At 36.6% G+C, this 25,142-nt stretch carries 26 protein-coding genes; all 26 read right to left on the reverse strand.

Annotated features, from left to right (window positions below; translation table 11 throughout):
- Nucleotides 1-62: 62 nt before the first annotated feature.
- Complete coding sequence (dnaG, locus tag BFA01S_RS02060) at nt 63-1,886, reverse strand: DNA primase (RefSeq protein WP_066225209.1); 1,824 nt, start codon at nt 1,884-1,886, stop codon at nt 63-65.
- A gap of 32 nt (nt 1,887-1,918) precedes the next feature.
- Nucleotides 1,919-2,371, reverse strand: coding sequence for a YaiI/YqxD family protein (locus BFA01S_RS02065; RefSeq protein ID WP_066225210.1), 453 nt, complete (start codon nt 2,369-2,371; stop codon nt 1,919-1,921).
- A gap of 611 nt (nt 2,372-2,982) precedes the next feature.
- On the reverse strand, nt 2,983-3,783 hold the full coding sequence (locus tag BFA01S_RS02070) for a pyruvate, water dikinase regulatory protein (RefSeq protein ID WP_066225212.1): 801 nt from the start codon (nt 3,781-3,783) through the stop codon (nt 2,983-2,985).
- A 19-nt stretch (nt 3,784-3,802) separates the two neighbouring features.
- Nucleotides 3,803-4,441 carry a transcriptional regulator CcpN gene (gene ccpN / locus BFA01S_RS02075; protein WP_066225214.1) on the reverse strand — a complete coding sequence of 213 codons (639 nt, stop codon included), beginning with the start codon at nt 4,439-4,441 and terminating at the stop codon, nt 3,803-3,805.
- A gap of 458 nt (nt 4,442-4,899) precedes the next feature.
- Nucleotides 4,900-6,966, reverse strand: coding sequence for a glycine--tRNA ligase subunit beta (gene glyS, locus BFA01S_RS02080; RefSeq protein WP_066225216.1), 2,067 nt, complete (start codon nt 6,964-6,966; stop codon nt 4,900-4,902).
- Nucleotides 6,956-7,849, reverse strand: coding sequence for a glycine--tRNA ligase subunit alpha (gene glyQ / locus BFA01S_RS02085; RefSeq protein WP_066225218.1), 894 nt, complete (start codon nt 7,847-7,849; stop codon nt 6,956-6,958). Before glyQ ends, glyS begins: the two co-directional genes overlap by 11 nt.
- Before the next feature lie 269 nt (nt 7,850-8,118).
- Entirely contained in the window at nt 8,119-8,874 is a 756-nt protein-coding gene (recO, locus tag BFA01S_RS02090) for a DNA repair protein RecO (protein WP_066225220.1), read from the reverse strand.
- A gap of 33 nt (nt 8,875-8,907) precedes the next feature.
- The gene (locus BFA01S_RS21675) at nt 8,908-9,051 is read right to left on the reverse strand and encodes a YqzL family protein (protein ID WP_082799816.1); all 144 of its coding nucleotides are present in this window, start codon (nt 9,049-9,051) and stop codon (nt 8,908-8,910) included.
- 108 nt (nt 9,052-9,159) lie between these two features.
- Nucleotides 9,160-10,071 (reverse strand): GTPase Era, encoded by a 912-nt coding sequence (gene era / locus BFA01S_RS02095; protein WP_066225223.1) that lies wholly within the window; start codon nt 10,069-10,071, stop codon nt 9,160-9,162.
- Nucleotides 10,061-10,462 (reverse strand): cytidine deaminase, encoded by a 402-nt coding sequence (locus BFA01S_RS02100; RefSeq protein WP_082799817.1) that lies wholly within the window; start codon nt 10,460-10,462, stop codon nt 10,061-10,063. Before BFA01S_RS02100 ends, era begins: the two co-directional genes overlap by 11 nt.
- Nucleotides 10,463-10,590: 128 nt before the next feature.
- Nucleotides 10,591-10,971, reverse strand: a complete 381-nt coding sequence (locus BFA01S_RS02105) for a diacylglycerol kinase family protein (RefSeq protein ID WP_066225224.1) — start codon at nt 10,969-10,971, stop codon at nt 10,591-10,593.
- The gene (gene ybeY / locus BFA01S_RS02110; protein ID WP_066225226.1) at nt 10,946-11,425 is read right to left on the reverse strand and encodes an rRNA maturation RNase YbeY; all 480 of its coding nucleotides are present in this window, start codon (nt 11,423-11,425) and stop codon (nt 10,946-10,948) included. The genes BFA01S_RS02105 and ybeY overlap by 26 nt, the downstream gene beginning before the upstream one ends.
- Nucleotides 11,422-13,581, reverse strand: coding sequence for an HD family phosphohydrolase (locus BFA01S_RS02115; RefSeq protein ID WP_066225229.1), 2,160 nt, complete (start codon nt 13,579-13,581; stop codon nt 11,422-11,424). Before BFA01S_RS02115 ends, ybeY begins: the two co-directional genes overlap by 4 nt.
- Before the next feature lie 129 nt (nt 13,582-13,710).
- Nucleotides 13,711-14,679: a PhoH family protein gene (locus tag BFA01S_RS02120; RefSeq protein ID WP_066225232.1), complete on the reverse strand. Its 969-nt coding sequence runs from the start codon at nt 14,677-14,679 to the stop codon at nt 13,711-13,713.
- A 3-nt stretch (nt 14,680-14,682) separates the two neighbouring features.
- The gene (gene yqfD, locus BFA01S_RS02125; RefSeq protein WP_066225234.1) at nt 14,683-15,867 is read right to left on the reverse strand and encodes a sporulation protein YqfD; all 1,185 of its coding nucleotides are present in this window, start codon (nt 15,865-15,867) and stop codon (nt 14,683-14,685) included.
- A 58-nt stretch (nt 15,868-15,925) separates the two neighbouring features.
- Entirely contained in the window at nt 15,926-16,216 is a 291-nt protein-coding gene (yqfC, locus tag BFA01S_RS02130) for a sporulation protein YqfC (RefSeq protein ID WP_066225235.1), read from the reverse strand.
- 94 nt (nt 16,217-16,310) lie between these two features.
- Complete coding sequence (locus BFA01S_RS02135) at nt 16,311-16,769, reverse strand: hypothetical protein (protein ID WP_066225239.1); 459 nt, start codon at nt 16,767-16,769, stop codon at nt 16,311-16,313.
- A 39-nt stretch (nt 16,770-16,808) separates the two neighbouring features.
- On the reverse strand, nt 16,809-17,801 hold the full coding sequence (floA, locus tag BFA01S_RS02140; protein WP_066225240.1) for a flotillin-like protein FloA: 993 nt from the start codon (nt 17,799-17,801) through the stop codon (nt 16,809-16,811).
- A 19-nt stretch (nt 17,802-17,820) separates the two neighbouring features.
- Nucleotides 17,821-19,146 (reverse strand): NfeD family protein, encoded by a 1,326-nt coding sequence (locus BFA01S_RS02145; protein WP_082799818.1) that lies wholly within the window; start codon nt 19,144-19,146, stop codon nt 17,821-17,823.
- Nucleotides 19,147-19,316: 170 nt separating this feature from the next.
- The gene (locus BFA01S_RS02150) at nt 19,317-19,763 is read right to left on the reverse strand and encodes a GatB/YqeY domain-containing protein (RefSeq protein ID WP_066225243.1); all 447 of its coding nucleotides are present in this window, start codon (nt 19,761-19,763) and stop codon (nt 19,317-19,319) included.
- Nucleotides 19,764-19,777: 14 nt separating this feature from the next.
- Nucleotides 19,778-19,951: a 30S ribosomal protein S21 gene (gene rpsU / locus BFA01S_RS02155; protein WP_066225245.1), complete on the reverse strand. Its 174-nt coding sequence runs from the start codon at nt 19,949-19,951 to the stop codon at nt 19,778-19,780.
- A 123-nt stretch (nt 19,952-20,074) separates the two neighbouring features.
- Entirely contained in the window at nt 20,075-20,743 is a 669-nt protein-coding gene (gene deoC, locus BFA01S_RS02160) for a deoxyribose-phosphate aldolase (RefSeq protein WP_066225247.1), read from the reverse strand.
- A gap of 105 nt (nt 20,744-20,848) precedes the next feature.
- Complete coding sequence (gene mtaB, locus BFA01S_RS02165; RefSeq protein ID WP_066225248.1) at nt 20,849-22,213, reverse strand: tRNA (N(6)-L-threonylcarbamoyladenosine(37)-C(2))-methylthiotransferase MtaB; 1,365 nt, start codon at nt 22,211-22,213, stop codon at nt 20,849-20,851.
- A gap of 5 nt (nt 22,214-22,218) precedes the next feature.
- Nucleotides 22,219-22,974 (reverse strand): 16S rRNA (uracil(1498)-N(3))-methyltransferase, encoded by a 756-nt coding sequence (locus BFA01S_RS02170; RefSeq protein ID WP_066225250.1) that lies wholly within the window; start codon nt 22,972-22,974, stop codon nt 22,219-22,221.
- Between the two features lie 23 nt (nt 22,975-22,997).
- The gene (gene prmA / locus BFA01S_RS02175) at nt 22,998-23,936 is read right to left on the reverse strand and encodes a 50S ribosomal protein L11 methyltransferase (RefSeq protein ID WP_066225252.1); all 939 of its coding nucleotides are present in this window, start codon (nt 23,934-23,936) and stop codon (nt 22,998-23,000) included.
- 41 nt (nt 23,937-23,977) lie between these two features.
- Nucleotides 23,978-25,093: a molecular chaperone DnaJ gene (dnaJ, locus tag BFA01S_RS02180; RefSeq protein WP_066225254.1), complete on the reverse strand. Its 1,116-nt coding sequence runs from the start codon at nt 25,091-25,093 to the stop codon at nt 23,978-23,980.
- Nucleotides 25,094-25,142 lie beyond the last annotated feature (49 nt).

Consider the following 25,142-nt stretch of genomic DNA (forward strand, 5'->3'; position numbering starts at 1 on the left):
AAGATCTTCCTCAAATCTTCTGCTTTTATCATTTATATTAAAATAAAGAGTAAATGAATTTATTATTTTAAAGCCTGTTTTAATTTGATAATTTCCATTGCTATAAGGGCTGCTTCTTTAAATTTCTTTTGTCTTTCAGCCTCATTTTTTTCAGACTCTTTTTCTTTTATCATTAACATCTTTTGATGATTCAACACATTTTTTATATAATCCGCAATTTCTCGCTCAGTAACTTCATCATTTAAAGAGATCATTGCAATATCTGAAACAAGTGTATGGAGCTCTGCGCTTGGCAATCTTGATAAGAAAAGACTGATATCTTCCTCATTGCCTTCTTCATAATAAGCATATAAGTAAGTAACAAGTGCTCGATGTTCCTCTATATTAAACTGGAGGCCGATTGCATCTAAAACTCTTTGTGTAATTTCCTTACTGCGGAGCATATGTCCAATAAGTCTTCTTTCGGCATTATGAAAAGCCGGTAAGAGCCTTTTGGTTTGGATCGGAGCTCTTCTTTCTTCTCCTATGGGCTTCCGCTCATTCTTGAAATTATTATTATGACCAGATTTCTTCCCTGATCTTGTTTCAACAGCCAGCTGCTCTTTCAAAGCGTCCATTGAAAGTCCAAACTCGGACGACAGCTGTTTTAAGTATAATTCCCGTTCAACTGAGTTATCAATCGAACTAATTTCCTTCATGACATTTTCAATATATTTTAATCTGTCACCTTCATCCTGAAGATTGATACCCCGGCGAAAATAACTCATCTTAAACGTCATTAATGTCACATTTGCCCCTATTACATCGTCTTTAAACTTCTGTGATCCATATTTATTGATGTAGTCATCAGGGTCCATTCCATCTGGTATCATTGCTACTTTTATTTTACATCCAACATTCATCAGCAGTGAAGCGGCTCTTAATGTCGCTTCTACTCCTGCTTTATCTGAATCATAGCAAATGATGACCTCTTCCACGTTTCGGCGAATAATTGTAGCTTGCTCCTCTGTTAAAGAGGTACCCATTGTTGCAATCGAATATTCAACATCTGACCGCACTGCAGAAATAACATCTGCAAACCCCTCAAAAAGAACAACCTGCTGTTTTTTACGGATATGTAGTCTAGCCTGATGGAAGTTATACAGCAGTTTACTTTTATTAAACAATTTTGTTTCCGGACTGTTTAAATATTTTGGCTGTTCTGTACCTAAAACTCGGCCTGAGAAAGCAACTGTAACACCATGATGGTCTAAAATCGGAAACATAATACGGTTTCTAAATCGATCAAAAAATTGATTTGAAGAACTCTTCTTCACTAATAAACCAGCCTGCTCCATCATTTCAAGGTCGAAGCCGTTTTTTGTTAAAAAATTCGTAATAAAATCCCAAGAATCAAGTGCATAGCCGATTTCAAAGCGTTCAATCGTCTCTTTCGTAAATCCTCTATTCAGCAAATATTCTAATGCATGTTCACCTTCTTTTGTATTAAGTAACAAATGATGGTAAAACTTCTTCAGTAATTCATGTGCCTCAATCATTACCTGAATATCTTCATTAACCGCCTGGGGAGCCCCATCACGAACAGCGAGCTTTGGGAGCTCAATATTTGCTTTATTAGCAAGACTTTCTGCCGCTTCAGTAAATGAATGACCTTCAAGCTGCATTAGAAATGAAAAGACATTCCCACCTGCACCACAACCGAAACAATGGAAAATTTGTTTATCTGGTGATACAGAAAACGACGGAGTGTTCTCCCCGTGGAATGGGCAAAGGCCGAAATAGTTACGCCCTTGTTTCTTCAATTGAACATATTCACTTATCACATCGACAATGTCAGATGTCTTTTGTATTTTCTCAACCAATTCTTCGGGAATTCTATTTCCCATGTTAACAACTCCGTGATTCTGATATTCGTGATTTATTTAAGATCTCCTGCAAGTTTCGACAACATTTTTTCAAATGTCGTGATAAAATTTAATAGATCTTCATCAGTAAAACGTTTTGGACCTTTTAAATATTTTCCTCTTCGCCTTTCTTTTGCCGAAAGATAGCGAAATTGCAACGCAGTTTCAATATTATGTTCTGTATATTGTTTTCCCCTCGGAGTAACAATATGAACATCTTTTTTTAATAAAAGACCTGCTAAACCAATATCTTGAGTGACAACAACATTGTTTTTTCTTACATTATTAACAATGTATAAATCAGCCGCTTCTTTTCCAGTATCGACAAAAACCCAGTCACCGCCATATTTTTTGTCAGATAGATGGTTATAAGATGCTACAAAAACGACTTCAAAGTGATATTTTGAAGCAACACTTACAATTTCTTGTTTCACTGGACAAGCATCTGCATCGACAAAAACCTTCATTGTTTTCTCCTCATGATTTTTTATTCTACATCACTCTAGCGGAATCCTTCTTCCTATATGTTATAAAAATAAGAAACCTATCAAATTTTATAAAAAACTTGATTTATTACTTATTTTTTCACATTTCACTTTTGTCGAATTTTTTTTCTATGACAAGCTTGACAAGTTCACAATAAATAGTTTATTCCTTCTACTCCAAGTCTAAACCTAAAACTGTATATTTTTATCACAATTTTTTATTATAATATAAATTCTTATCATTTACTATTAAATAATGAGCTTTTTATTAGAAAATAATGCTGATTTCTCCGGCACTTAATTATAATTAGAAAATAATATTGAAATTACTGTAATTGGGCCTCCATTACGGCGGCATAAGCGAAGGTAAAATATTTATCTATATCAGAATCATATTTGCCTACTTTCCGCTGTTAGCCTTATTACGAGGCCCCCGTTGCCTTTTCCATAAAAAGAGGCATTCTCAAGATAAATATATCCTTCCTCTTTCATTTAGAACTAATACAGCTCTCCAATTGATCCTGAAAGTATGTACGAGTAAAATCGAGAAAGAACAATTCATTATTGAGATCGCCCCCTATTTAGTTATTATTTTAACGAATCATGAGATTTGCAATAATATTTGCTGTTTCCTCAACTGCTTTATTCGAAACATCTACTGTTTGGCAGCCAATTTTCTCTATTACTTTATCAAAAAAGTTTAGCTCTTCTTTTATCCGATCAATATTTGCGTAAATAGCCTGGTCATTTAATCCTAGTGAAATAAGTCTTTCTTTTCTTATATGATTTAATTTATCCGGACTAATACTTAAACCAATACATTTCTTTGCAGGAACTTTATACAGTTCTTCCGGTGGCTCTACCTCCGGAACTATTGGAACATTTGCCACTTTAAATCGCTTATGTGCAAGATATTGTGACAATGGTGTTTTCGATGTCCTTGATACACCAATTAAAACGATATCTGCTTTTAAAATTCCGCGCGGATCTCTTCCATCATCATATTTTACTGCAAATTCAATTGCCTCTACCTTTTTAAAATATTCCTCATCAAGCTTTCTTACTCTTCCTGGTTCATACTTAGCTAATTTACCGTAAGCTGATTCCATCTTATCAATTAACGGGCCGATAATATCGTAATAGATAACCCCTTGTTTTTCTGCTTCCTTTATTAAATAATGCCTTAATTCTGGAACAACGAGTGTAAAACAGACGATAGCTCCCTCTGCCTTGGCAATTTCAACAATTTCTTTAATCGTTCCTTTATCTTCTACGTATGGAATTCTTTTTATTTTCGCACCTGAACCATTAAACTGGCTGACTGCTGCTTTCACTACTAATTCCGCTGTCTCTCCAACAGAATCTGATATAATATAAACGACTCTATACCCCATTTGAACCCCCCTAATCGATCTATAATATTTCATCTTCAGTAAGATTAACTAATATTGAAGTCATATTTGTTTTTGTAACTCTTCCAATGACTTCAAATCCCTTCTCTGTCTCTTTAACGACCGGCAATGCATCAATTTGCTTCTCAATAAGAGTAATAGCAACGTCAATGATATAATCCTCCTTACGGCAGATTGTTATATTCGGCATTCTGGTCATAATAATATTTACTGGCACAGATGTAAGCTCTTGTTTACCTATACTGGCACGCAGCAAATCTTTTCTGGAGAGAACACCTACTAATACAGCTGACTCATCGACTACAAATAATGTACCAACATCTTCAAGGAACATTGTGCATATAGCATCATATACTGATACATTCGTATTTACAACGACTGGGATTGATTGAAAATCCCTCACCTTTAATTTCCTAAGTTTCTCAGCAATAAGCTGGGAACTCGTTTTCCCGGTATAAAAATAGCCGACACGAGGTCTCGCTTCTAAGTATCCGGCCATCGTTAAAATCGCTAAATCTGGACGTAAAGTGGCTCTTGTCAAATCTAATTTCTCCGCTATTTGTTCTCCAGTAATAGGGCCATCTCCTTTAACAATTTGTAAAATTTGTTCTTGGCGCTTATTTAGTTCGATCGTTCTCACCACCTTCTGTTACGAATTTATCCCACATTTAACGGACAGTAAGACTCCCACCTTAAGATTATAGCTAATGCATGGAAGATAGGCAGAAGATCAACTGCCCATAAAAGTCCAATTAGTTCAACTAACGATTAGTGGAGGATGAGGAAAACCCTACTGATCGAAGTTTCACTTTATGAAAAAGAGACTGTCTTATAAAGAGCCCCCTTCCACAACGATAAGATATAGCTGTTCTATCTGTTAAAACACTTGCTATATATAAAGTTAAAGAAAAGTCATACCTTTATTTTAAGACAGCCTTATTCTTCTTTATCCCAGTCTTAACGGGCAGTAAGACCCCACTTCAAAGCTCCAGCAATTCGAAGAAGGTAAATGGGGGATCCAACTGCCTGTAAAGGTCCGATTGGTTCAACTAACCTCCAGTACGGGATCGGGAAAATCCAACTGAAGGAAGTTTCACTTTATTTCACAATAATACTATTCATTTTAGCGTATGTTTGGATAAGATTTGATAAGCCCTTCATTTGAGCAAGCCTATTTTGCTTTATTGCTTCATTTTCTGACATAACCATTGTTCCGTCAAAATAAGTATTGATTTCTGTTTTTAATGAAGCAAGTATTTTAAAGGTTTCGCTCTCATTAATGCTTTCCTCTAGCTGATACACTTTGTCTTTCACTGCTAAATATTTATTGTAAAGCGATTTCTCACTTTCATTTTCAAAAAGAGCTGAATCGATGTCTGCTTTTTCTGCTGATTTAGCAATGTTCATGACACGTGATAATGCCTCAACAACTTCCTTGAATTCTTCATTCTCTGCTTCACGCTCTAATACTTCTGCACGAGCTATGAGTGAATTTACTTCCTGATTTGTTGATTCTAACACTGCCTCAACTAAATCATGACGAATATGATGCTCTGCTAGCACATATTTCAGACGTAATTTAAAGAATGCTACTAAATCCTGCTTCGCTTTTTCAATATTGAATTGCGAATAATTTGCAAGTGCCAGTTCAAATAATACAGGCAAAGAGATATTCCATTTCTTAGATAAAAGAATTTGTACGATTCCGCTGGCCTGTCTTCTTAGGGCATAAGGATCTTGGGAGCCTGTCGGAATTTTATCAATTGCAAAAAATCCGGCAATCGTGTCAAGCTTATCAGCTAATGCTAAAGCTGCACCGACATTTGTTGAAGGTGACGCATCCTCAGCATGACGCGGCATATAATGCTCGTTGATCGCTGTTGATACCGAATCATTTTCACCGCTCAGCTTTGCATATTTCTCACCGATGTTCCCTTGAAGTTCCGGGAATTCATTTACCATTTGTGTTACAAGGTCAAATTTACAAATAGCTGCTGCTCTGTTCACATTTTCTTTCTCTTCTGTAGAAAAATTCAGCTCTTCTGCAATCTTACCTGAAAGGTTAACTACGCGTAAAACTTTCTCACCTAATGTACCAAGTTCTTCATGGAACACAATATTATTAAGTTTTGAAACCGCATCATCGATATTTAATTTTAAATCTTCCTTATAGAAGAAATCTGCATCGGATAATCTTGCACGCAATACTTTTTCATTTCCTCTTGCAACGTTTTCTAAATGCTCAGTATTCCCATTTCTCACTGTCACAAAGTTCGGCTGCAATTGTCCCTCACTGTTACGTACTGGGAAATAACGTTGATGCTCTCTCATTGTTGTAACTAATACTTCATCTGGAAGTGCTAAGTATTCGTCCTCAAATGAACCGAAAAGAGCCGTTGGATATTCAACTAAATTATTTACTTCTTCAAGAAGATCTTCATCCACCGGAATAACCCAGTTATTATCTTGTTCTAATTTTCTTAACTGGCTGCGGATATCTTCTTTACGTTTCACTGGATCTACAATGACAAATTCATTTTTTAAAATTTCTTCGTATTGCAGAGGACTTGCAATTTCAGTTTTCCCGCCTAAGAAACGATGCCCATAAGTTGTTCTTCCAGTTTGAACTTTTGTAATTTCAAATGGGATAATCTCATCACCAAAAAGAGCAATCAGCCATTTAATCGGACGGATAAAACGCATTTCTTCGCTTCCCCAGCGCATGTTTTTTGGAAAAGTTAATCCAGTAATAATATTAGCAACTTCTTTTAAAAGCTCTTTTGTCTCTGTACCTTTAATGAACTTTTGAACATGAACATATTCAACACCGTTTATTTCTTTAAAATAAATATCTTCTACAGAAGCTCCTTGCCCTTTTGTGAAGCCGATTGCTGCCTTAGACCAGCTTCCATCTTCATTTAAAGCGATTTTTTTCGCCGGGCCTTTCGCTTCTTCTTCAATATTTTCCTGTTTCTCAGCAACATCCTGCACTAAAACGGCTAATCGTCTCGGCGTAGAATAAGACTTTACAGCACCGAAAGAAATTTTTGAACTTTCGAGCCATTTTGAAAGCTTTTCTGTTAACTGATTCATTGCATTTGTTACATACTGAGCTGGAACTTCCTCTAAACCAAGTTCAATTAATAAATCACGTTTATTTTCCATTTTTAAGTACCTCCCCATCTTGAAGCATTGGGAAACCTAGTTTTTCACGCTCATCATAATATGTTTTCGCTACTTTTCTAGCTAAATTTCTTACACGAGCGATATAACCCGTTCTTTCTGTAACAGAAATCGCTCCTTTAGCATCTAAAAGATTAAATGTGTGTGAACATTTTAAAACATAATCATACGCAGGATGAACAAGTCCCTCATCCATTTGGCGAATTGCTTCCTTCTCATAAGTTGAGAACAGTTCAAATAACATATCTGTATTTGAAGTTTCAAAGGCATATTTTGAATGCTCGTATTCAGGCATGCGGAAAATGTCTCCCACAGTAAATCCATCTGTCCATTCTAAATCAAATACATTTTCTTTATCTTGAATATACGATGCAAGTCTTTCAATTCCATACGTAATTTCCGCAGAAACCGGTTTACAATCAAGTCCACCTACTTGCTGGAAATACGTAAATTGAGTAATTTCCATCCCATCAAGCCAAACCTCCCAGCCAAGACCCGCACAGCCTAGGGAAGGGTTTTCCCAGTTATCCTCAACAAAGCGAATGTCATGCTCTAATGGATCAATACCTAATGCACGCAGGGAGTCTAAATAAAGCTCCTGAATATTATCAGGTGAAGGCTTGATAATTACTTGGAATTGATGATGCTGATATAACCTATTTGGGTTTTCACCGTAACGGCCATCAGCTGGACGTCTTGAAGGCTCTACATACGCAACCTTCCACGGCTCAGGACCGATACTGCGTAAAAACGTATAAGGGCTCATCGTTCCTGCACCTTTCTCAGTATCATATGCCTGCATTAAAATACAGCCTTGGTCAGACCAATGCTTTTGTAATGTTAATATCATTTCTTGAATGTTCATTACAAACACCTCCATAATTTTAAATAAAAAAACTCTCGTCCCTATGTCTGTATAAGACATAGGGACGAGAGTTACCCGCGGTTCCACCCTAATTGCTAAAATATATTAGCCTCTTTCAATCGTTCTGCTCAGGAATGCCTTTTCCTTCCGACTCATTCCTTAGCTTTCACCATCCTAAGGTCGCTTTTTAATGAATTTATTCGTAAGTACTTCTTTCCTTCAACACAGTATTTTATTAAATAGAATCTTAATCGAAAAAACCACTCATGTCAAATAAATTTTCCTTTTAAATTATCTATTTGTGTTAGAAACCGCTTTGATTTCAAATGAAGTCCGGAATATTCTTCATAATATGCGTCAATAACATGCTTTAATTCTAATTTTGTTTCCTCTTTGACAGAAATCTGACCTAAACGGTTTAAATCGAAATGATAAAATAGCCGCAGCAATTTTACAGTGTTTTGAGAAATTTGCAGACGATACGGATCTTTTTCAAAACAGCGGTGACAAATAAATCCGCCTTCACGGATAGAAAAATGGAACGTTCCATCTTTTTCCCCACATACAGCACAACTGTCCAGCTGCGGGTGCAGCCCTATTACACTTAACATCTTTATTTCAAAAATATTAATAAGAATTTCCGGGTCTACCCCTTCATCTAACAACTGTAAAGTTTGCTTAAAAAATTCAAATAAAAATGGATTTTTTTCAAAGTTCTCTGTACTTTTATCGAGTAATTCAGCTATGTATGAAGCATATGCAGTGAGGAAAATATCCTCTTTTATATTTCTCATAGAAAGGATGGTTTCACCTTGCTGCAAGCTTCCTAGTCCACTTGTTTTTTGAAATAAAAACGAGCCGTAAGTAAGAAGTTGGGTAATAGCTGAAAGGCGGCTTTTTGGTTTTTTCGCCCCTCTCGCCATGAGCCCAACTTTTCCTAGTTCACGAGTATATATTGTAATAATTTTATTTGATTCTCCGTAATCTGTTGATCTGATTACGATACCCTCGCATTTTTGAAGCAAATTTCTTCACCGTCCAGCTAGACCAGCCAAGACTTAAGAAATTGGAAAATCTAATTCGGCTAGTTCGTCTTCTTGAGAATCGGGTCTATCATCGTTTTCCTTTTCTAACTCTTTAAACAGAAGATACGTATCAACGCTACCTGTTTCCGAAAAGACTTTCCAGGTAAAATTCAACATATAAACCCCACCTTTCTGTTTTTAACACTAGCAAGCTTTATCCAATTTCTTATTCTATATCTTGACCTTCTTTTATCTGTTTCATGTTAAACAATTTTTGCTAACTGTTTAATATTCATCTTCTCTAAATCCATAATCTCTTAACTGAGACATTTTATTTCTCCAGTCTTTTTGAACTTTTACCCATAGTTCTAAAAAGACTTTAGATCCTAATAATGCTTCAATATCGATTCTGGCACGCTGGCCAACTTCTTTCAGCATTTTCCCTTGCTTTCCAATAATAATCCCTTTTTGGGAGTCACGTTCAATAATAATTGTAGCAGCTACATAAACAGCATGATTATTTTCGCGTTTCTCAATGGAATCAATAACGACAGCAACTGAATGTGGAATTTCTTCTCTCGTTAAATGTAAAACTTTTTCCCTGATCAGTTCAGCAATAATAAAACGTTCAGGATGATCAGTTACCTGGTCTTCCGGATAATATTGCGGTCCCTCTGGCAGGAAGGATTCAATCTGAGTTAATAATGTATCAATATTATTACCTTCTAATGCGGAAATAGGAATAATTTCTTCGAAAGGATATAGCTGTTTATATTGATCAATTAATACTAATAATTCATCTGGATGTACTTTATCAATTTTATTAATAATGAGGTAAACAGGTGTATTTGTATTTTTTAATCTTTCGATAATAAATTCGTCGCCACGTCCATATCCTTCTTCTGCATTGATCATAAATAAAACGAGATCAACTTCTTTTAACGTATTTTGTGCGACTTTCATCATAAAATCGCCAAGTTTATGTTTTGGTTTATGGATACCCGGCGTATCAATAAAAATGATCTGTGCATCATTTGTTGTGTAAACACCTTGAATTTTATTTCTCGTTGTTTGAGGCTTATCACTCATAATAGCGATTTTTTGTCCAATTACACGATTTATAAAAGTTGATTTCCCGACATTTGGTCTGCCAATGATGGAAACGAATCCTGATTTATACTGTTGTTTATTTGTCATTTAAATCCTCCGGTGAAAATGCTCCTGGTAGCAATTGTTCTACTGTTAGTTGCAAAGTATCGTTTTTTAAATTTGTTAAAATAATAGTCATATTTTTATCGCAAAGTTCACTTATTACTTGTCGGCAAGCTCCGCAGGGCGGGACTGGACGATTTGTATCAGCTACAACTGCCATTGCTGCAAATTGCTTTTCTCCTTCTGAATACGCTTTAAATAAAGCAGTACGTTCTGCACAATTACACATGCTGTATGCAGCATTTTCAATATTACAGCCTCGGTACACTTTACCGTCTTTCGTTAATAATGCTGCACCTACTTTAAATTTTGAGTAAGGTACATATGCCATTTCACGGGCTGCTTTCGCTTCCTCGATAAGCTGTTCTATATTCAATTTATGCTTCTTTCCCTTCTAATTGGCTTAACCTTATCTCCTCTTAATTTTACCTAAAGTATAGAAGAATTTCATCCTTCTATACCGTTTGTAATATTTTTGTAAATTTCCCGCATTATATCTTTTTATTATAAAAATATTTTCGGAAAAAATATAATCATTCCAATAATAGCAGCTAAGATAGCATAAATGAATACTGCTCCTGCAGCCGCATCTTTTGCTGCCTTCGCCAATGGATGATACTCAGATGTTACTAAATCAACAATCTTTTCCAAAGCTGTATTAATAAGCTCCAGGGCAAGAGTGCCTCCTATCAGAAAAAGAACAATGATCCATTCTACTCGTGATAGAGAGATTATAATAGAAGTGATAATGACAGCAACTGAAATAATACAATGAATTTTAAAATTTCTTTCCGTCTGGAATGTGTCTTTAATACCTGCCGATGCAAAAACAAAACTTCTCAAAAATCGTTTCAATCCATTATTCCGCTGATCTTTTGAGTCCATATTGTTCTAATATTTCCTTTTGCTTATTGAACATCTTTTTCTCATCTTCCTCATTCATATGATCATATCCTAGTAAATGTAAGAAACCATGAACAGCTAAAAAGCCTAATTCTCTTAAAAATGTATGACCATATTCATCCGCCTGTTCTCTCGCACGAGGAATAGAAATAATAATATCCCCTAAAACTGTCGGCATGTCCAAGCCTATAATTTCAAGTTCTCCCTCTCCCATTTCCTCCAGCGCAAATGAGATGACATCTGTAGGCTGATCCTTATCTCTATATTCTTTATTTATTTCTTGTATACGCTCATTTGATACAAATGTGACACTTAATTCCGTATCTTGTTCCACAGCTTCCATTTCAGCTGCAAACTGCAGTAATTCCTCGACTTTACTTATTTCTTCTTCTGTCAGTTCCTCTGTTTCATCGATAAGATCAATATCTAGTCTCATGATTTTTTCTCCTTCTGTTTTTTATTTAATTCCGGGTATTCGATTCTTGAATGGAAGATTCCCTTCAATGTCTCACAGAAAGATTTCGCAATAATATCAAGCTCTTTTAATGTAATATCACATTCATTCAGCTGATTATCCTGTAATCGGTCAGCAATAATCGACCTTACCAGCTTTTCAATTTTTTCCGGTGTCGGATTGGACATCGAACGTACTGCAGCCTCTACACTATCAGCGATAGAAATAATCGCTATCTCCTTTGTTTGCGGCTTTGGACCTGGATAGCGAAATTCATCTTCATAAATAGCATCATTCGTTTCCTTCGCTTTATGGTAAAAGTATTTGAGAAGCGTTGTTCCATGATGCTGTTCCGCAATATCAATAAATTCTTTTGGCATCTTATGTTTACGTAAAATCTCCACTCCGTCCGTAACGTGAGCGATAATGATATTTTTACTTAGCTGTGCAGAGAGCTTGTTATGGGGATTTTCAATATTCATTTGGTTTTCGATAAAATACCTCGGACGCTTTGTTTTTCCAATATCATGATAATAAGCGCCAACCCTTGCTAAAAGCCCATTCGCTCCAATTGCTTCACAAGCTGATTCAGATAAATTAGCTACCATAACACTATGGTGATAAGTACCTGGCGTTTCCGTTAATATCTTTCTTAGTAAAGGATGATTAGGACTTGAATACTCAATTAATTTCATTGCAGATAAAATACCAAATCCCGTTTCAAAAAACGGCATAAAACCAATCGTCAGTACAGAAGAAACAAGCCCTGAAACACTTGCCATAATAAAGTAGGACCCTGTTTCTAAGTTTGAATATGTTCCATTAGTAATAAGCATAACTGCATTAATAATAATGAGATTAATTAACGCTACAAATAAGCCGGCTTGTAAAATTTTTGATCTTAAATTTTGCTCGCCTAAAAATAATATGCCACCGAGACAGCCAAATAAATAATAAATACCAATTTGGAAATTAAATGTTCCTGTAACACCTTCATTAAAAATAATGCTTCCAGTTACAGCTAAAATCATACTCGTTAAAATAGCTAATCTCTCATTAATGAGGAGCTTAATAAGCATCGGTCCCATCGCAATCGGGACAACATAACCAATATATGTATAATCAATTTTTTGAAACAAGCTAACAATTTTCAGTAATAAAATCGTTATGGAGAAAATAAGACAATAGAGGAGAAGATAATTATTTTTCTTTAAAGCTTGTTTTTCAAGCTTTTCAAAATAGTAAATAATAGCAGCAACAATTAATAAAATAAGTAAGCCGGCTCCTATAAAAGGCTTATACGATTTCTCATTATCCAATAAACCGACGAGGCCTAATTTCCGGTAAATTTCCCGATTAATAAGCTCATCTTCTTCAACGATAATCTGTCCTTGCTTAATTTGAACTTCTTTTACATTATCGACTGCTTGCTGCCTCTTTATTTCCGTTGCTTCTAAATCAAACACATAGTTTGGAGTAATTGCAAATTTTCCAAGCTCTGTTGCCGATTTAAGAATGTCTTGACGGAGCGGCGCATATTGTAATTCTTCATGCACCTGGTTTTTTGCTTCCGTAAGCTGAACAATCGGAATTTCCTTGCTCATAATATTGTTAACCGCTGTAACGACTGCATCTTTAGCCATTTTCAATTCATCATTTTTTGCGGCTAATAATGTCTCAAAAACATTTTCTGGAATTCTTTCATTTATCGAAGAAGTTAATTTTTTTTGCAGGCTTTTTAACTTTGCTTCCTCTATTGGCAAAGTCTTATTTTTCCCTTTTTCAGCGGAATTAGATTCCTCATTTACTTCTATAATCGTATCAAAAATCGAAGAAACAAGATCCACCTGCTTATCTGTAATTTCCCTTCTTAGGACATACTGATCTTCGACAGAATCATAGGCCTCCTGCTGTTTTCTTTCTGTCTCAATTTTATCTTCTACTGTTATTGGTGCATAGATCGTCTGATCTGATAAAGAAAATAACTCAACATCTAATGTTTCCGGTTTTATATTACTGTATAAAGCTGCAAAAATAACAGCCCCTAAAATGAAGTATAGAAAAATATTCAAGAAACGATACTCTCTTAATTGTCTAAACAGATGATGGCTTTTTGATCGCATCCCGTCTTTTTCCATAGAAGGCACCACCTTATTAGGAATCTACTTAATTAGAATGAATTTCAGCCTGTATTTTCTTTTCTTCCAAAGAAAACTCGCCAATTGGCGAGCTTCTAAAGGAGCTAATCGGATTAATGGCTTTTTCGCTTATCTTTCATCTTCTATTTGTTCATAAGCATTAATAATTCTCGCCACAAGCGGATGTCGAACAACGTCTGACTGCTCAAGCTCAATAAACTCAATCCCTTTAATATTTGCCAGTACTTCTCTGGCAATAGCTAGACCTGACTTTACTCCTCTTGGCAAATCAATTTGTGTAGCATCACCTGTAATGACCATTTTAGAGCCAAAACCTAATCTTGTTAAAAACATTTTCATTTGTGCCGGCGTCGTATTCTGTGCCTCATCCAAAATAACGAAAGCATCATCTAAAGTACGCCCTCTCATATAAGCTAGCGGCGCAATTTCAATCGTCCCGCGCTCAATGAGCCTTACCGTATGCTCCATTCCAAGCACATCATGAAGTGCATCGTATAATGGTCTTAAATATGGATCAACCTTTTCCTTTAAATCTCCAGGTAAAAACCCTAGACTTTCTCCAGCTTCAACTGCCGGCCGAGTTAAAATAATTCTTTTAATAGAACCATTTTTCAATGCATTCACGGCCATTACTACAGCCAAATATGTTTTTCCGGTACCAGCCGGGCCAATTCCAAAAACGAGATCCTTTTTTTGAATGGCAGTTACATATTGACTTTGTCCAAGCGTTTTAACTCGAATGGACTTTCCTTTAGCATTTTTAGTAATTTCCATATTGTACAAATTTTCAAATTGATCTAATTTGCCATTTTGGGCCATACTAATTGCGTAAATAATATCGCGTTCACTAATATTGATCCCTTTTCGAATAATTATTAAAAGAGATTTAAACATTTCATCCACTAATTGAACGCTGGATTGCTCGCCTTGAACATACACAGCTCCGCCTCTTGTTACAATTGAAACTTGCAATTCATCTTCTATTCTTTTTAAATGAACATCATTGTTCCCAAATAAAGCGATTGCTTCATTCGGATTATCTAATTGTTGATTCATTGTCACTAATTCTTCTGGCATTATTTAGTCTCCCTGAACAATTGGTGTAGTTTGAACAATATCTTCCGTTACACGGTAGAGTATGTTTAGTTTAACTTTACCAAACTCATTCGTCTCATGCAAAACTTTTTCTCCCTTTACTTCACCATCTTCTCCCAATTTCTTCTCTATTTCCTTTTTCCCCATTTCAATTCCCGCTTTTCTCGCTTGTTCAACAGTATAGCTTCGCTTTACGTTTTCTTTCTCACGATAAATTTCTTTGTGATATGAAATAGGTAAAGTATAGTTCAAAAATTTCAGTTTGCGATCATCATCCTCTACTTCATAAGAAGAATACATTTCATTTGAAAAACCCCATACTGGAAGATCGAATGACCAAAAGCGGATAAAATGCTTGTTCTTAGCTTCCCCACTAAAGACATTAAAACTCGTCTCTAACGGTACAGTAACTGTTGAACGGTACCATGTTTCTCCGTAAATCTCAGCTTTAGCAGCTACTTCTTCTTTTTCATCCTCTTTACCAATTAATCCCGAAACGAGTAATTGCCCCTTATTTACATATTCATTAACAAATACAACAGGCTCTCCTTGTTCAACGAACATTTTTGAAATAATCGCTTTTTTCTTGGCAACAATATTTCTTGGACTAATATATTTCTCCGTTTCAGGCTGATTTTTTTCTACTACTTTTAAGTGGTATATTGTTCCCTTTAATTCTACGCCTATCCATGTAATTTCTTTAATATTATCGGTAATTTCTTTTTGAATCTTATCGGGATTCGGCGCAAACGGCTGAAACTTCCCCACATTTATTCCGATTCGATTTAATTCCTTTTTTATCTGATGTTCGGTTTCTGGTTTTGCCCCTTCAATTTTAACGCCCCATACCATATTTGAAAGTGCAAAAACAATAAAAAGAAACGAAATAATACCGATAACAAAGCCGCTGTTTCTCAACGACCGTTTCATAAGAAATGGTAAACCGAGCCTGCGCCCAAATCTGCATTTACACTCATTTTTCCTCGCAACTTCCCTAAGTGCATGTACATCTTTTATCCGAATAAAAAAAGTAACAGCCTCTCCCCGTTTTTTCACGTTCCAAACAATAATTCTTTTTCGTATACAATCATTTAAAAACCTTTCTGTCCCTCTTCCTGAAATTATGACCCTAACGGTTCCAAATAGATAACTCGTCCAATGATTCTTCATTCCCATCCCCCTACTAATAATGGCTTGAACTTTTTTATTAGGAAAGCTGGCAAGTTCATTACTCCACTTTTTCTAAAAATAAAACTTCGTTTATTTTTCCTTCCAGTAAAATTTCTTCAGGTAAAATTGTTTTAATAACGAAACCTTCACCTTTTATGAGAAGCTGACCTTGTTTTAAAAGTAGACGAAGCTCATTATCACGAAACGTTAGGAGTCCCCTATGGTTTTCTATGTAAATATGAAGTTGCCCTACCATCGTAATCCGTGGCAAATCCATCATGACATCTGGTGGAAGCTGAGCAGTATTTGTTATCCATCTTGTAAGCTGCTGACGCCATTTTCTTGCCATAAAAAAAGACCCCCTTTCATCTCATATGTATGAGAAAAAAGGGGGTTCTATAACTATAATTTATATTCGCCTTCTCCTTGGAAAAGGAGTTATATTAGGAATGCCTCCTCTTAAAATGCGGGCTTTTGCTTCTTGGCTTTCCTAATATTTCACTATAAATAACCGCTCGGACAACCGTTTTCTTATTAAATGAGAACATTTCATTATCCTTTTTGCTTTCATTTAATAATGGTTTTCTAGGCTGATTCAGCCGGGAAACTGTTTCTTTCGTTCGATTGGAAGCTTCTCTCTGTCTCATTCTTTCTCTCACCTGTTCAGATGCTTCTTGAACAGGTGAAGGAGGAGCAGCAGCTTCTTTTCTATTCCTTCTCTCAGTTTCCCTACCAGCTGTTGTAAAAACCGGTTTAGGGCGCTCCTGTTGGTTCGGAACTTGAATCGGGCGTTCTTTCCGTTTATTTTCTTCTTCTTGTTTTCTTCCTGTAAAAATCTTAGAAACAAACCAAATAATTGCTCCAATTATGAGCGGGTTTGTTAATAAATCAGAAAAGTCCATTACAAGCCCCCTCCTTTGTTGAGAGCTGAATTTATCCTATTATTTCTTTTCATCATCATTCTGGTCTTTACTCAGTTTTCCAATAGAATCTCTCATATCTGTATCAGCTGAAATATTCTTTAAGTTAAGATAATCCATTACACCGATATTACCTGTTCGTAGAGCTTCCGCCATTGCAAGTGGAACTGTCGCTTCCGCTTCCACAACTTTTGCATGCATTTCTTGAACGCGGGCAACCATTTCCTGTTCTTGTGCAACAGCCATTGCACGTCTCTCTTCGGCCTTCGCCTGAGCGATCTTTTTATCAGCTTCCGCTTGTTCTGTTTGAAGCTCTGCACCAATGTTCTTACCGATATCAACGTCAGCAATATCAATCGAGAGGATTTCAAATGCTGTTCCAGAATCCAAGCCTTTGCTTAAAACCGTTTGCGAGATCATGTCAGGATTTTCTAATACCTTCTTATGATCTGTTTGGGAACCAATTGTAGAAACTATTCCCTCACCGACACGCGCAATAACTGTATCCTCCCCGGCTCCACCGACTAAACGCTCGATATTTGCACGAACAGTTATTCTAGCTTTCGCCTTTACTTCAATTCCATCCATCGCAACACCCGCAATAAATGGTGTTTCAATTACTTTCGGATTAACACTCATCTGCACCGCTTCCAGTACATCCCGTCCTGCAAGATCGATCGCCGCAGCACGCTCGAAACTCAACTCAATATTCGCACGTTCCGCTGCAATTAATGCGTTAACGACACGGTCGACATTACCACCTGCTAAGTAGTGACTTTCAAGCTGATTCGTTGTCACTGGAATTCCTGCCTTATGTGCTTTAATTAATGGATTAATAACTCTGCTTGGGATTACACGGCGGAGCCTCATTCCAATTAAAGTGAAAATACTTACCCGCACACCAGCAGCTAATGCTGAAATCCATAGAGCAATTGGAACAAAAGTGAAAAATACAGCTAATAAAATGAATCCTATTACAACTATTCCTGCAATTAATAAAATAGATGCGTCCATGTTCTTCCTCCTCTTATAATCAGTCTTTTTTTATTTCTCTCACAACGATGCGTGAGCCTTCCACTTTAATAATCTTCACATGCTGACCAGTGGCAATGTAACTGCCTTCTGTCACTACATCAAGCCGCTCATCATCAATAGCTACTGTACCAGATGGTCTTAATGTTGTAATTGCGACACCTGTTTTTCCAATTAGCTCGTGACGAGTAATATTTGATACATAACCGCTTTCAGTCGTTGTAGCATCACGTAAAATAAGTTTTTTAAATATTTTCATTCGTTTACCAAACACCTTTACTATAAGAATAGATGCCGTTATAGAAACGAGAGCAGCAATTAAAAGAGAAATCGTCATATGAATAAAATTACCTGAGGCGATATAAAGGCTCATTATAATACTGCCAAAGCCCAGTATACCAATGATACCTCCGGCTATAAAGAATTCCACGATAATTAAAATTATTCCGACAATAAATAGTATGATTGCTTCCATACCAGCAAGCCCTGCAACTAAATGCCCATAAAAAAACAATAACAGCGAGGCAATTCCCATTGTTCCTGGAAAACCAAAGCCCGGAGAATAAAGTTCAATGATAAGTCCTAAACTACCAATGGACAGCAAAATAGGTACGACAACCGGATGTGTTATAAATCGTGCAAGTTTATCTGCAAAACTTTCCTTCCCCTGAACAATTTCAGCATTTTGCAAGCCAAGCTCCTTAATTAATTGTGCACGGTCTGCGGCACTGCCTTCTGCATATCCAACTTCTAGAGCTTGTTTTGAATCAAGTGTGAGGAGATTTCCCTTGCCTGCCCCATATTCAGGTAAATCAATCTCTTTATCAGCCATTGCAAGTGCATATTTCGGATCACGTCCATTTTGCTCAGCAGCTTCTTTCATTTCTGATAACCAAAGTGATTCTACTTTTTTATCAGCTGCATTCCCTTCGAGATCAATAACAGCTGCTGATCCTATTTTTCCGCCCGGAACGATATAAATCTGATCTGCATTTAATGCGATATACGCACCAGCTGAAAGAGCGCGCCGATTAATAAAGGCTGTCACTGGAATATCTGTTGCTCGCAGTGTATCAGCTATTTCCATTGCTGCATCTACTGCTCCACCCGGCGTATTTATCTCAAGGAGAATATGATCCACTTGCTGCGCTTCTGCTTCTTTTACAGATCGTTTAATAAACTCTGACAATCCTTTTTCCACCGTATCCTCTAAAGGTATAACATATACCTTTTTAGCAGAATCACTTAATGTACTGCCTGTTCCAGTAAAAAATGACAGGATAAGTCCGCATAATATAACGAACTGAAAAAAATGCTTTCTAGTCACAATATCTCTAATCCCCCTTTCTATTAAAACATATCATTTATTACGTTTTACATTCATAATAAGTTTCATTTTTTAGGAGGAAAGGTAAAAAATTTTATACTTAAGAGGAAATTAGTTTTTCCGCTATAGTAAAAGGCATCTTACAAAATGTAAGATGCCTTACCAATCATTTATGATAGTTGTTGTTGAACAAGCTTATTCACTAAATTGCCGTCAGCTTTTCCTTTCACTTTAGGCATTAGTGCTCCCATTACTTTACCCATATGTGCCTTTGAGGAAGCATTCACTTCTAAAATCGTTTCTTTCACGATTTGAAGCACTTCTTCTTCTGAAAGCTGTTCTGGCATATATTTGCCAAGGATAGCAATTTCAGCTTGAGTTTTTTCAACTAAGTCTATACGATCAGCTTTTTTAAATTCGTGGAGGGAGTCTTTACGTTGCTTTAATTCGCGAGAAAGAACTGTCAACTCTTCTTCTTCAGTTAAATCTGCACGCCCAAGCTTTATAGCTTCATTTTGCAGTGCAGCTTTTACCATTCGGATGACCATTAATTTGTCTTTTTCCTTGTTTTTCATCGCTTGTTTCATATCTTGATTTAAATTCTCAAGAAGACTCATAATTACACCCTCTTTTAGAATTTGCGTTTTCTCGCTGCTTCAGACTTCTTCTTACGTTTTACACTCGGTTTTTCATAGAATTCGCGCTTTCTAGCTTCTTGTATAGTACCACTTTTTGATACTGTACGTTTGAAACGACGAAGAGCATCTTCAAGTGTCTCGTTTTTACGAACAACTGTTTTTGACATTCTCTTTCCCTCCCTCCGAATACAACCAATCGAAAATCATCAAATAAACATGCTTCATACATGTACTAAACAATTATAATATATGCTTTTAAACTGGTCAACTCAAATGATAATGAAATTTAATTAATAATCAGTTTTTGCTGTTTCTCCTTTTACAATAGCAATACCTGAGCTTGCTCCAATTCTCGTTGCACCAGCTTCAATAAGACTTTTTGCTCCCTCAAGATCACGAACTCCTCCGGAAGCTTTCACACCAATTTCTGGACCAACTGTTTTTCTCATTAAAGAAATATCAGCTGTTGTAGCCCCGTCTGTACTAAAACCAGTAGAAGTTTTAACAAAATCAGCACCGGCTTTAACGGCAATTTCACAAGCCTTGATTTTTTCCTCCTCAGTTAAAAGACTCGTTTCAATAATTACTTTCGTTAGCGCCTTCCCTTTAGCCGCTTCAACGACTGCATGAATATCTCTTTCAACAAGTGCATCATTTTTATCTTTTAATGCACCGATATTTATAACCATATCTACTTCTTCTGCACCTTTGTCAATTGCATCCTTCGTTTCAAATGCCTTTGTTTCCGGTGTATTCGCTCCTAGCGGGAAGCCGATGACTGTACATACTTTCACTTCTGTTCCTTTTAGCAGTTCTGCGGCTAATTCAACCCATGTCGGATTTACACAAACAGATGCAAAACAATATTGCTTTGCCTCCGTACATAAAGTCTCAATCGCCGCTTTCGTTGTATCTGCTTTTAATGCTGTATGATCAATCATTTTTGCTAAATCAGTCATAAAAATTACTCCTTTCAGTTTATATTACTTTTCAATATGTTACCATTTCCTCTCTAAAAAAACGAGGAATGGAAAAAATAAAAAAAGGGCCAACAGCCCTTTTTTTTAAGAAGTCATTCTAATATTTTCAATTGGTGTATCTGCATTATCTTCTACAACACGAACAAATTGCCCTTCATTGTATGGATAACCAGCCTTTGTAATTTTTACTTTTACAATCTTACCGACCATTTCCTCAGTAGCAGGGAAAACAACTTTCAAATAGTTATCTGTATAACCTACATATAAACCTGACTCCGAACCTTCTTTATATTGCTCTTCCGGAATAACTTCCAACACTTCATTTTCATGTAAAGAAGCGTATTCTTTCGCAAGCTGATCTGATAACGAAATTAAACGGTGAACACGTTCATTTTTCACTTCTTCATCCACTTGATCTTCCATACGTGCAGCAGGAGTTCCAGTGCGTTTAGAATAAGGGAATACATGAAGTTCCGAGAAACGGTGTTCTTTAATAAAATTATATGTTTCCATAAACTCTTCTTCCGTCTCTCCTGGGAAACCTACGATAACATCTGATGTAACTGCTAAACCAGGTAATGCTTCTTTTAAACGTTCCAGACGCTCTGCGAAAAATGCCATGGAGTATTTTCTTCTCATTCGTTTTAACACAGTATCTGACCCGGATTGAATTGGTATATGCAAGTGGCGAACAACTTTATCAGACGTCTTTAACACTTCAATTACTTCATCTGTTATTTGACTTGCTTCAATAGATGAAATTCGGATACGTTTTAATCCGTGAACTTTCTCATCTAATTCTCTAAGCAGCATCGCTAAATTATAATCTTTCATATCACTGCCGTAGCCGCCTGTATGAATGCCAGTTAAAACAATTTCTTTATAACCCGCATCAACTAATTGCTGCGCCTGTTTAATTACTTCTTTCGGATCACGTGATCTCATTAAACCTCGCGCCCAAGGAATGATACAAAATGTACAGAAATTATTACAGCCTTCTTGAATTTTTAAAGAAGCACGTGTGCGGTCTGTAAATGATGGAACATCGAGCTCTTCATAAACACGTGTCTTCATAATATTGCCGACACCGTTAATCGGTTCTCTTTCCACTTTATACTGCTCAATATAGTCAAGCATCTTAGTACGATCCTGTGTTCCTACAACGATATCAACACCTGGAATCGCCATTACTTCTGCCGGTGACGTCTGAGCATAACAGCCTGTTACGCAAATAACGCCATTCGGATTTTTACGAATCGCCCTTCTAATAACTTGACGGCTCTTCTTATCACCTGTATTCGTTACTGTACATGTATTAACGACATACACGTCTGCAGATGATTCAAATTCCGTTCTTTCGTATCCTTTTTCTTTAAATAATTGCCATATTGCTTCTGTTTCATAATGATTCACTTTACAACCTAATGTATGAAAAGCGACTGTTGGCATAATATTCACCTCGATAATTCAAAATAATAAGAAACAGCGGATAATAAATAAAGTGGTGCTGTTTCTGTTCTCAATATTCTTGGACCAAAGCTGCAAATAATAAAACCCTCGTCTTCAAGCTTTTTTATTTCATCTTCAGTCAATCCGCCCTCAGGACCAAAAACAACGATCATTGACTCGCCTTCTTTTAACTGTTCGAAGGCTTTGGCTAAATTTTTCTTTTCACCCGCTTTAGCGGCTTCTTCATAAGCGACAATCTTTACATCATATAATTTAGCTTCACCTAATAATTCAGTAAAGCTCTTCGGTTTAAAAACATGTGGGACTATATTGCGATAAGACTGCTCAGCTGCTTCTTTCGCAATTTTTTGCCAGCGCTCTATTTTTTTACCTGCCTTTTTATCATCAAGCTTTACTATGGAACGGGCAGCATTAAAAGGGATAAACGAATAAGCTCCGAGTTCGGTGCCCTTCTGAATAATCCACTCAAGCTTATCCCCTTTAGGCAGCCCACTCGCAATGGAAATGCGAACTGGCAGCTCATGATTAACACTTAACCATTCTATAATATGACAAGAAACGAGGTCATTGGTAATTTCAGCAATTTCGCAAAGTGCTTCATATCCGTCAGAAGTACAGCATCTGATCTTATCACCCGGCTGCATTCTAATTACACGGGAAATATGGTGAACATCCTCCCCATTAATAGTAAGAGTTGTATTTAGTTCCTGCTTCTTCTCTGATATGAAATACCTTTGCAAACTTGGCACCTTCTTCGTTATCTTTATTTTTTAACAGCAATATATGCTACCCAGTCTTCTAACGTCTTTGTCTCTTCGACTTCAAAACCGGCTTTTATTAAGGCAAGCTTCACTTCCTCTTTTTTCATATCAATAATTCCAGAAGTAATGAATTTTCCGCCTTGCTTTAATAATGCATATGCTTCATCAATGAATTGAACGATAATCTCAGCTAATATATTAGCCACAATGACATCTTTCGTACCTTCAATATCATGTAAGAGATTATTTTGTTTAACAGTAACAATATTAGCGACTTTATTTAATTCACAGTTCATATGTGCACTTTCAACTGCCACTGGATCCAAGTCAAGCGCTAATACTTCCTTAGCCCCTAACATGGAAGCTGCAATACTTAATACACCAGACCCTGTACCGACATCAATGATAACATCATCTTTTTCAACTGTTTTTTCAAGCGCCTGAATACATAAAACGGTCGTTGGATGTGTTCCAGTTCCAAAAGCCATTCCCGGATCAAGCTCAATAATTAATTCATCAGAATGAACCGGCTCATATGTTTCCCAAGTTGGTACAATTGTAAATCGATCCGAGATTTTCACTGGATGATAGTATTTTTTCCAAGCTGTTGCCCAGTCCTCATCATCCACTTCATTGATCTGAAGTTCATTTTCACCTAAATCAATTTGATACTCACTTAATTTATTAATAGCATCTTTTATTTCAGCAATATTTTCTGGTGAAAAATGATCAACCGGCACATACGCTTTGATTACAACTCCCTCATCAGGATAATCATTAGGATCTAGTTGGTAGATCTCTCCATATACACTTTCTCTCTCTTTAAGTAACTCCACTTTATCTTCGATGACAACACCGCTTGCTCCAGCCTCGTGCAGTATATGTGAGATAGGTTCTACAGCTTCTTGTGTCGTATGAATACTGATTTCAGACCATTTCATTCTACCAACTCCAATCCAATTTAAAACGATATAAAATTTAATTATTCACCTTTGAATGCACGTTTCACTTTATCAAAAAAGCTTTCCTCATGCTCATCAGGTTTATCTCCGCTAATATCAGCGAACTCTCGTAAAAGTTCTTTTTGTTTTTCTGTTAAACTTGTCGGTGTTAATACGCGTAAAATAACATATTGGTCTCCTTGACCATACCCGCGCACATTCGGTACACCTTTACCTGATAATCTGAACTTTCTGCCTGTCTGTGTTCCAGCAGGAACTTTCAGTTTTACTTTTCCATGAATAGTAGGTACTTCAATTTCGTCACCTAATGCTGCCTGTGCAAAAGTAAGCGGCATTTCGCAATAAATATCGTCACCATCACGTTCAAAAAACTCATGACCTCTTACATGGAAAACAACATATAAGTCACCAGGTGGTCCACCGTTAACACCTGGCTCACCTTGGCCTGGTACACGAAGCTGCTGACCATCATCGACACCTGCAGGAATTTTAACGTTAATTTTCTTTCTCTTTTTAACTTTTCCTGCTCCGCCGCATGTTGCACATTTATGTTTGATGGATTTTCCTGTTCCATTACAATGATGACAAGCTCTTTTATTCACTATTCTGCCGAACGGAGTATTTTGTTCTACACTCAGTTGCCCTGTTCCATTACAATGAGAACACGTCTCAGCCGAAGTGCCCTTTTTCGCACCACTTCCATCACATGTTTCACATGTCTCTTCACGTGGTATTTCAATTGTACTTTCCTTGCCAAAAGCAGCTTCCTCGAAGCTTAGCGTCATCGTATACTGCAAATCAGCACCTTGTCTCGGAGCATTTGGATCACGGCGTCTGGCACCGCCAAAAATAGTACTGAAAATATCTTCAAAACCGCTGAATCCGCCAAAATCTGCTCCACCGCCAAATCCTTGATTAGGATCTGCATGACCGAATTGGTCGTATTGCGTACGCTTTCTGTCATCACTTAATACTTCATATGCTTCTGTTATTTCTTTAAATTTTTCATCTGCATCCGCTTCTTTATTAATATCCGGATGATATTGTTTTGAGAGCTTACGATAGGCTTTTTTTAATTCGTCCTTTGTCGCGTTCTTACCTAACCCAAGCACTTCATAGTAATCACGCTTACTCATTTATTCCTCACTCCCGATTTCTCACATAAAATAAATTGTATCACTCTAA

The organism is Metabacillus fastidiosus NBRC 101226, from assembly GCF_001591625.1.
Lineage (GTDB): Bacteria > Bacillota > Bacilli > Bacillales > Bacillaceae > Metabacillus > Metabacillus fastidiosus.

Coding starts and splice junctions, on each gene's coding strand:
- BFA01S_RS02115 (WP_066225229.1), bottom strand. CDS start 13,581: ATGGAAAAAGACGGGATGCGATCAAAAAGCCATCATCTGTTTAGACAA.
- BFA01S_RS02105 (WP_066225224.1), bottom strand. CDS start 10,971: ATGGACTCAAAAGATCAGCGGAATAATGGATTGAAACGATTTTTGAGA.
- BFA01S_RS02135 (WP_066225239.1), bottom strand. CDS start 16,769: ATGGACTTTTCTGATTTATTAACAAACCCGCTCATAATTGGAGCAATT.
- floA (WP_066225240.1), bottom strand. CDS start 17,801: ATGGACGCATCTATTTTATTAATTGCAGGAATAGTTGTAATAGGATTC.
- prmA (WP_066225252.1), bottom strand. CDS start 23,936: ATGAAATGGTCTGAAATCAGTATTCATACGACACAAGAAGCTGTAGAA.
- yqfC (WP_066225235.1), bottom strand. CDS start 16,216: ATGGCAAGAAAATGGCGTCAGCAGCTTACAAGATGGATAACAAATACT.
- BFA01S_RS21675 (WP_082799816.1), bottom strand. CDS start 9,051: ATGTTGAATTTTACCTGGAAAGTCTTTTCGGAAACAGGTAGCGTTGAT.
- BFA01S_RS02150 (WP_066225243.1), bottom strand. CDS start 19,763: ATGAGTCTTCTTGAGAATTTAAATCAAGATATGAAACAAGCGATGAAA.
- BFA01S_RS02120 (WP_066225232.1), bottom strand. CDS start 14,679: ATGCCAGAAGAATTAGTGACAATGAATCAACAATTAGATAATCCGAAT.
- glyQ (WP_066225218.1), bottom strand. CDS start 7,849: ATGAACATTCAAGAAATGATATTAACATTACAAAAGCATTGGTCTGAC.
- yqfD (WP_066225234.1), bottom strand. CDS start 15,867: ATGAAGAATCATTGGACGAGTTATCTATTTGGAACCGTTAGGGTCATA.
- mtaB (WP_066225248.1), bottom strand. CDS start 22,213: ATGCCAACAGTCGCTTTTCATACATTAGGTTGTAAAGTGAATCATTAT.
- BFA01S_RS02065 (WP_066225210.1), bottom strand. CDS start 2,371: ATGAAGGTTTTTGTCGATGCAGATGCTTGTCCAGTGAAACAAGAAATT.
- dnaJ (WP_066225254.1), bottom strand. CDS start 25,093: ATGAGTAAGCGTGATTACTATGAAGTGCTTGGGTTAGGTAAGAACGCG.
- BFA01S_RS02070 (WP_066225212.1), bottom strand. CDS start 3,783: ATGGGGTATAGAGTCGTTTATATTATATCAGATTCTGTTGGAGAGACA.
- dnaG (WP_066225209.1), bottom strand. CDS start 1,886: ATGGGAAATAGAATTCCCGAAGAATTGGTTGAGAAAATACAAAAGACA.
- era (WP_066225223.1), bottom strand. CDS start 10,071: ATGACAAATAAACAACAGTATAAATCAGGATTCGTTTCCATCATTGGC.
- deoC (WP_066225247.1), bottom strand. CDS start 20,743: ATGACTGATTTAGCAAAAATGATTGATCATACAGCATTAAAAGCAGAT.
- glyS (WP_066225216.1), bottom strand. CDS start 6,966: ATGGAAAATAAACGTGATTTATTAATTGAACTTGGTTTAGAGGAAGTT.
- rpsU (WP_066225245.1), bottom strand. CDS start 19,951: ATGTCAAAAACAGTTGTTCGTAAAAACGAGACACTTGAAGATGCTCTT.
- ybeY (WP_066225226.1), bottom strand. CDS start 11,425: ATGAGACTAGATATTGATCTTATCGATGAAACAGAGGAACTGACAGAA.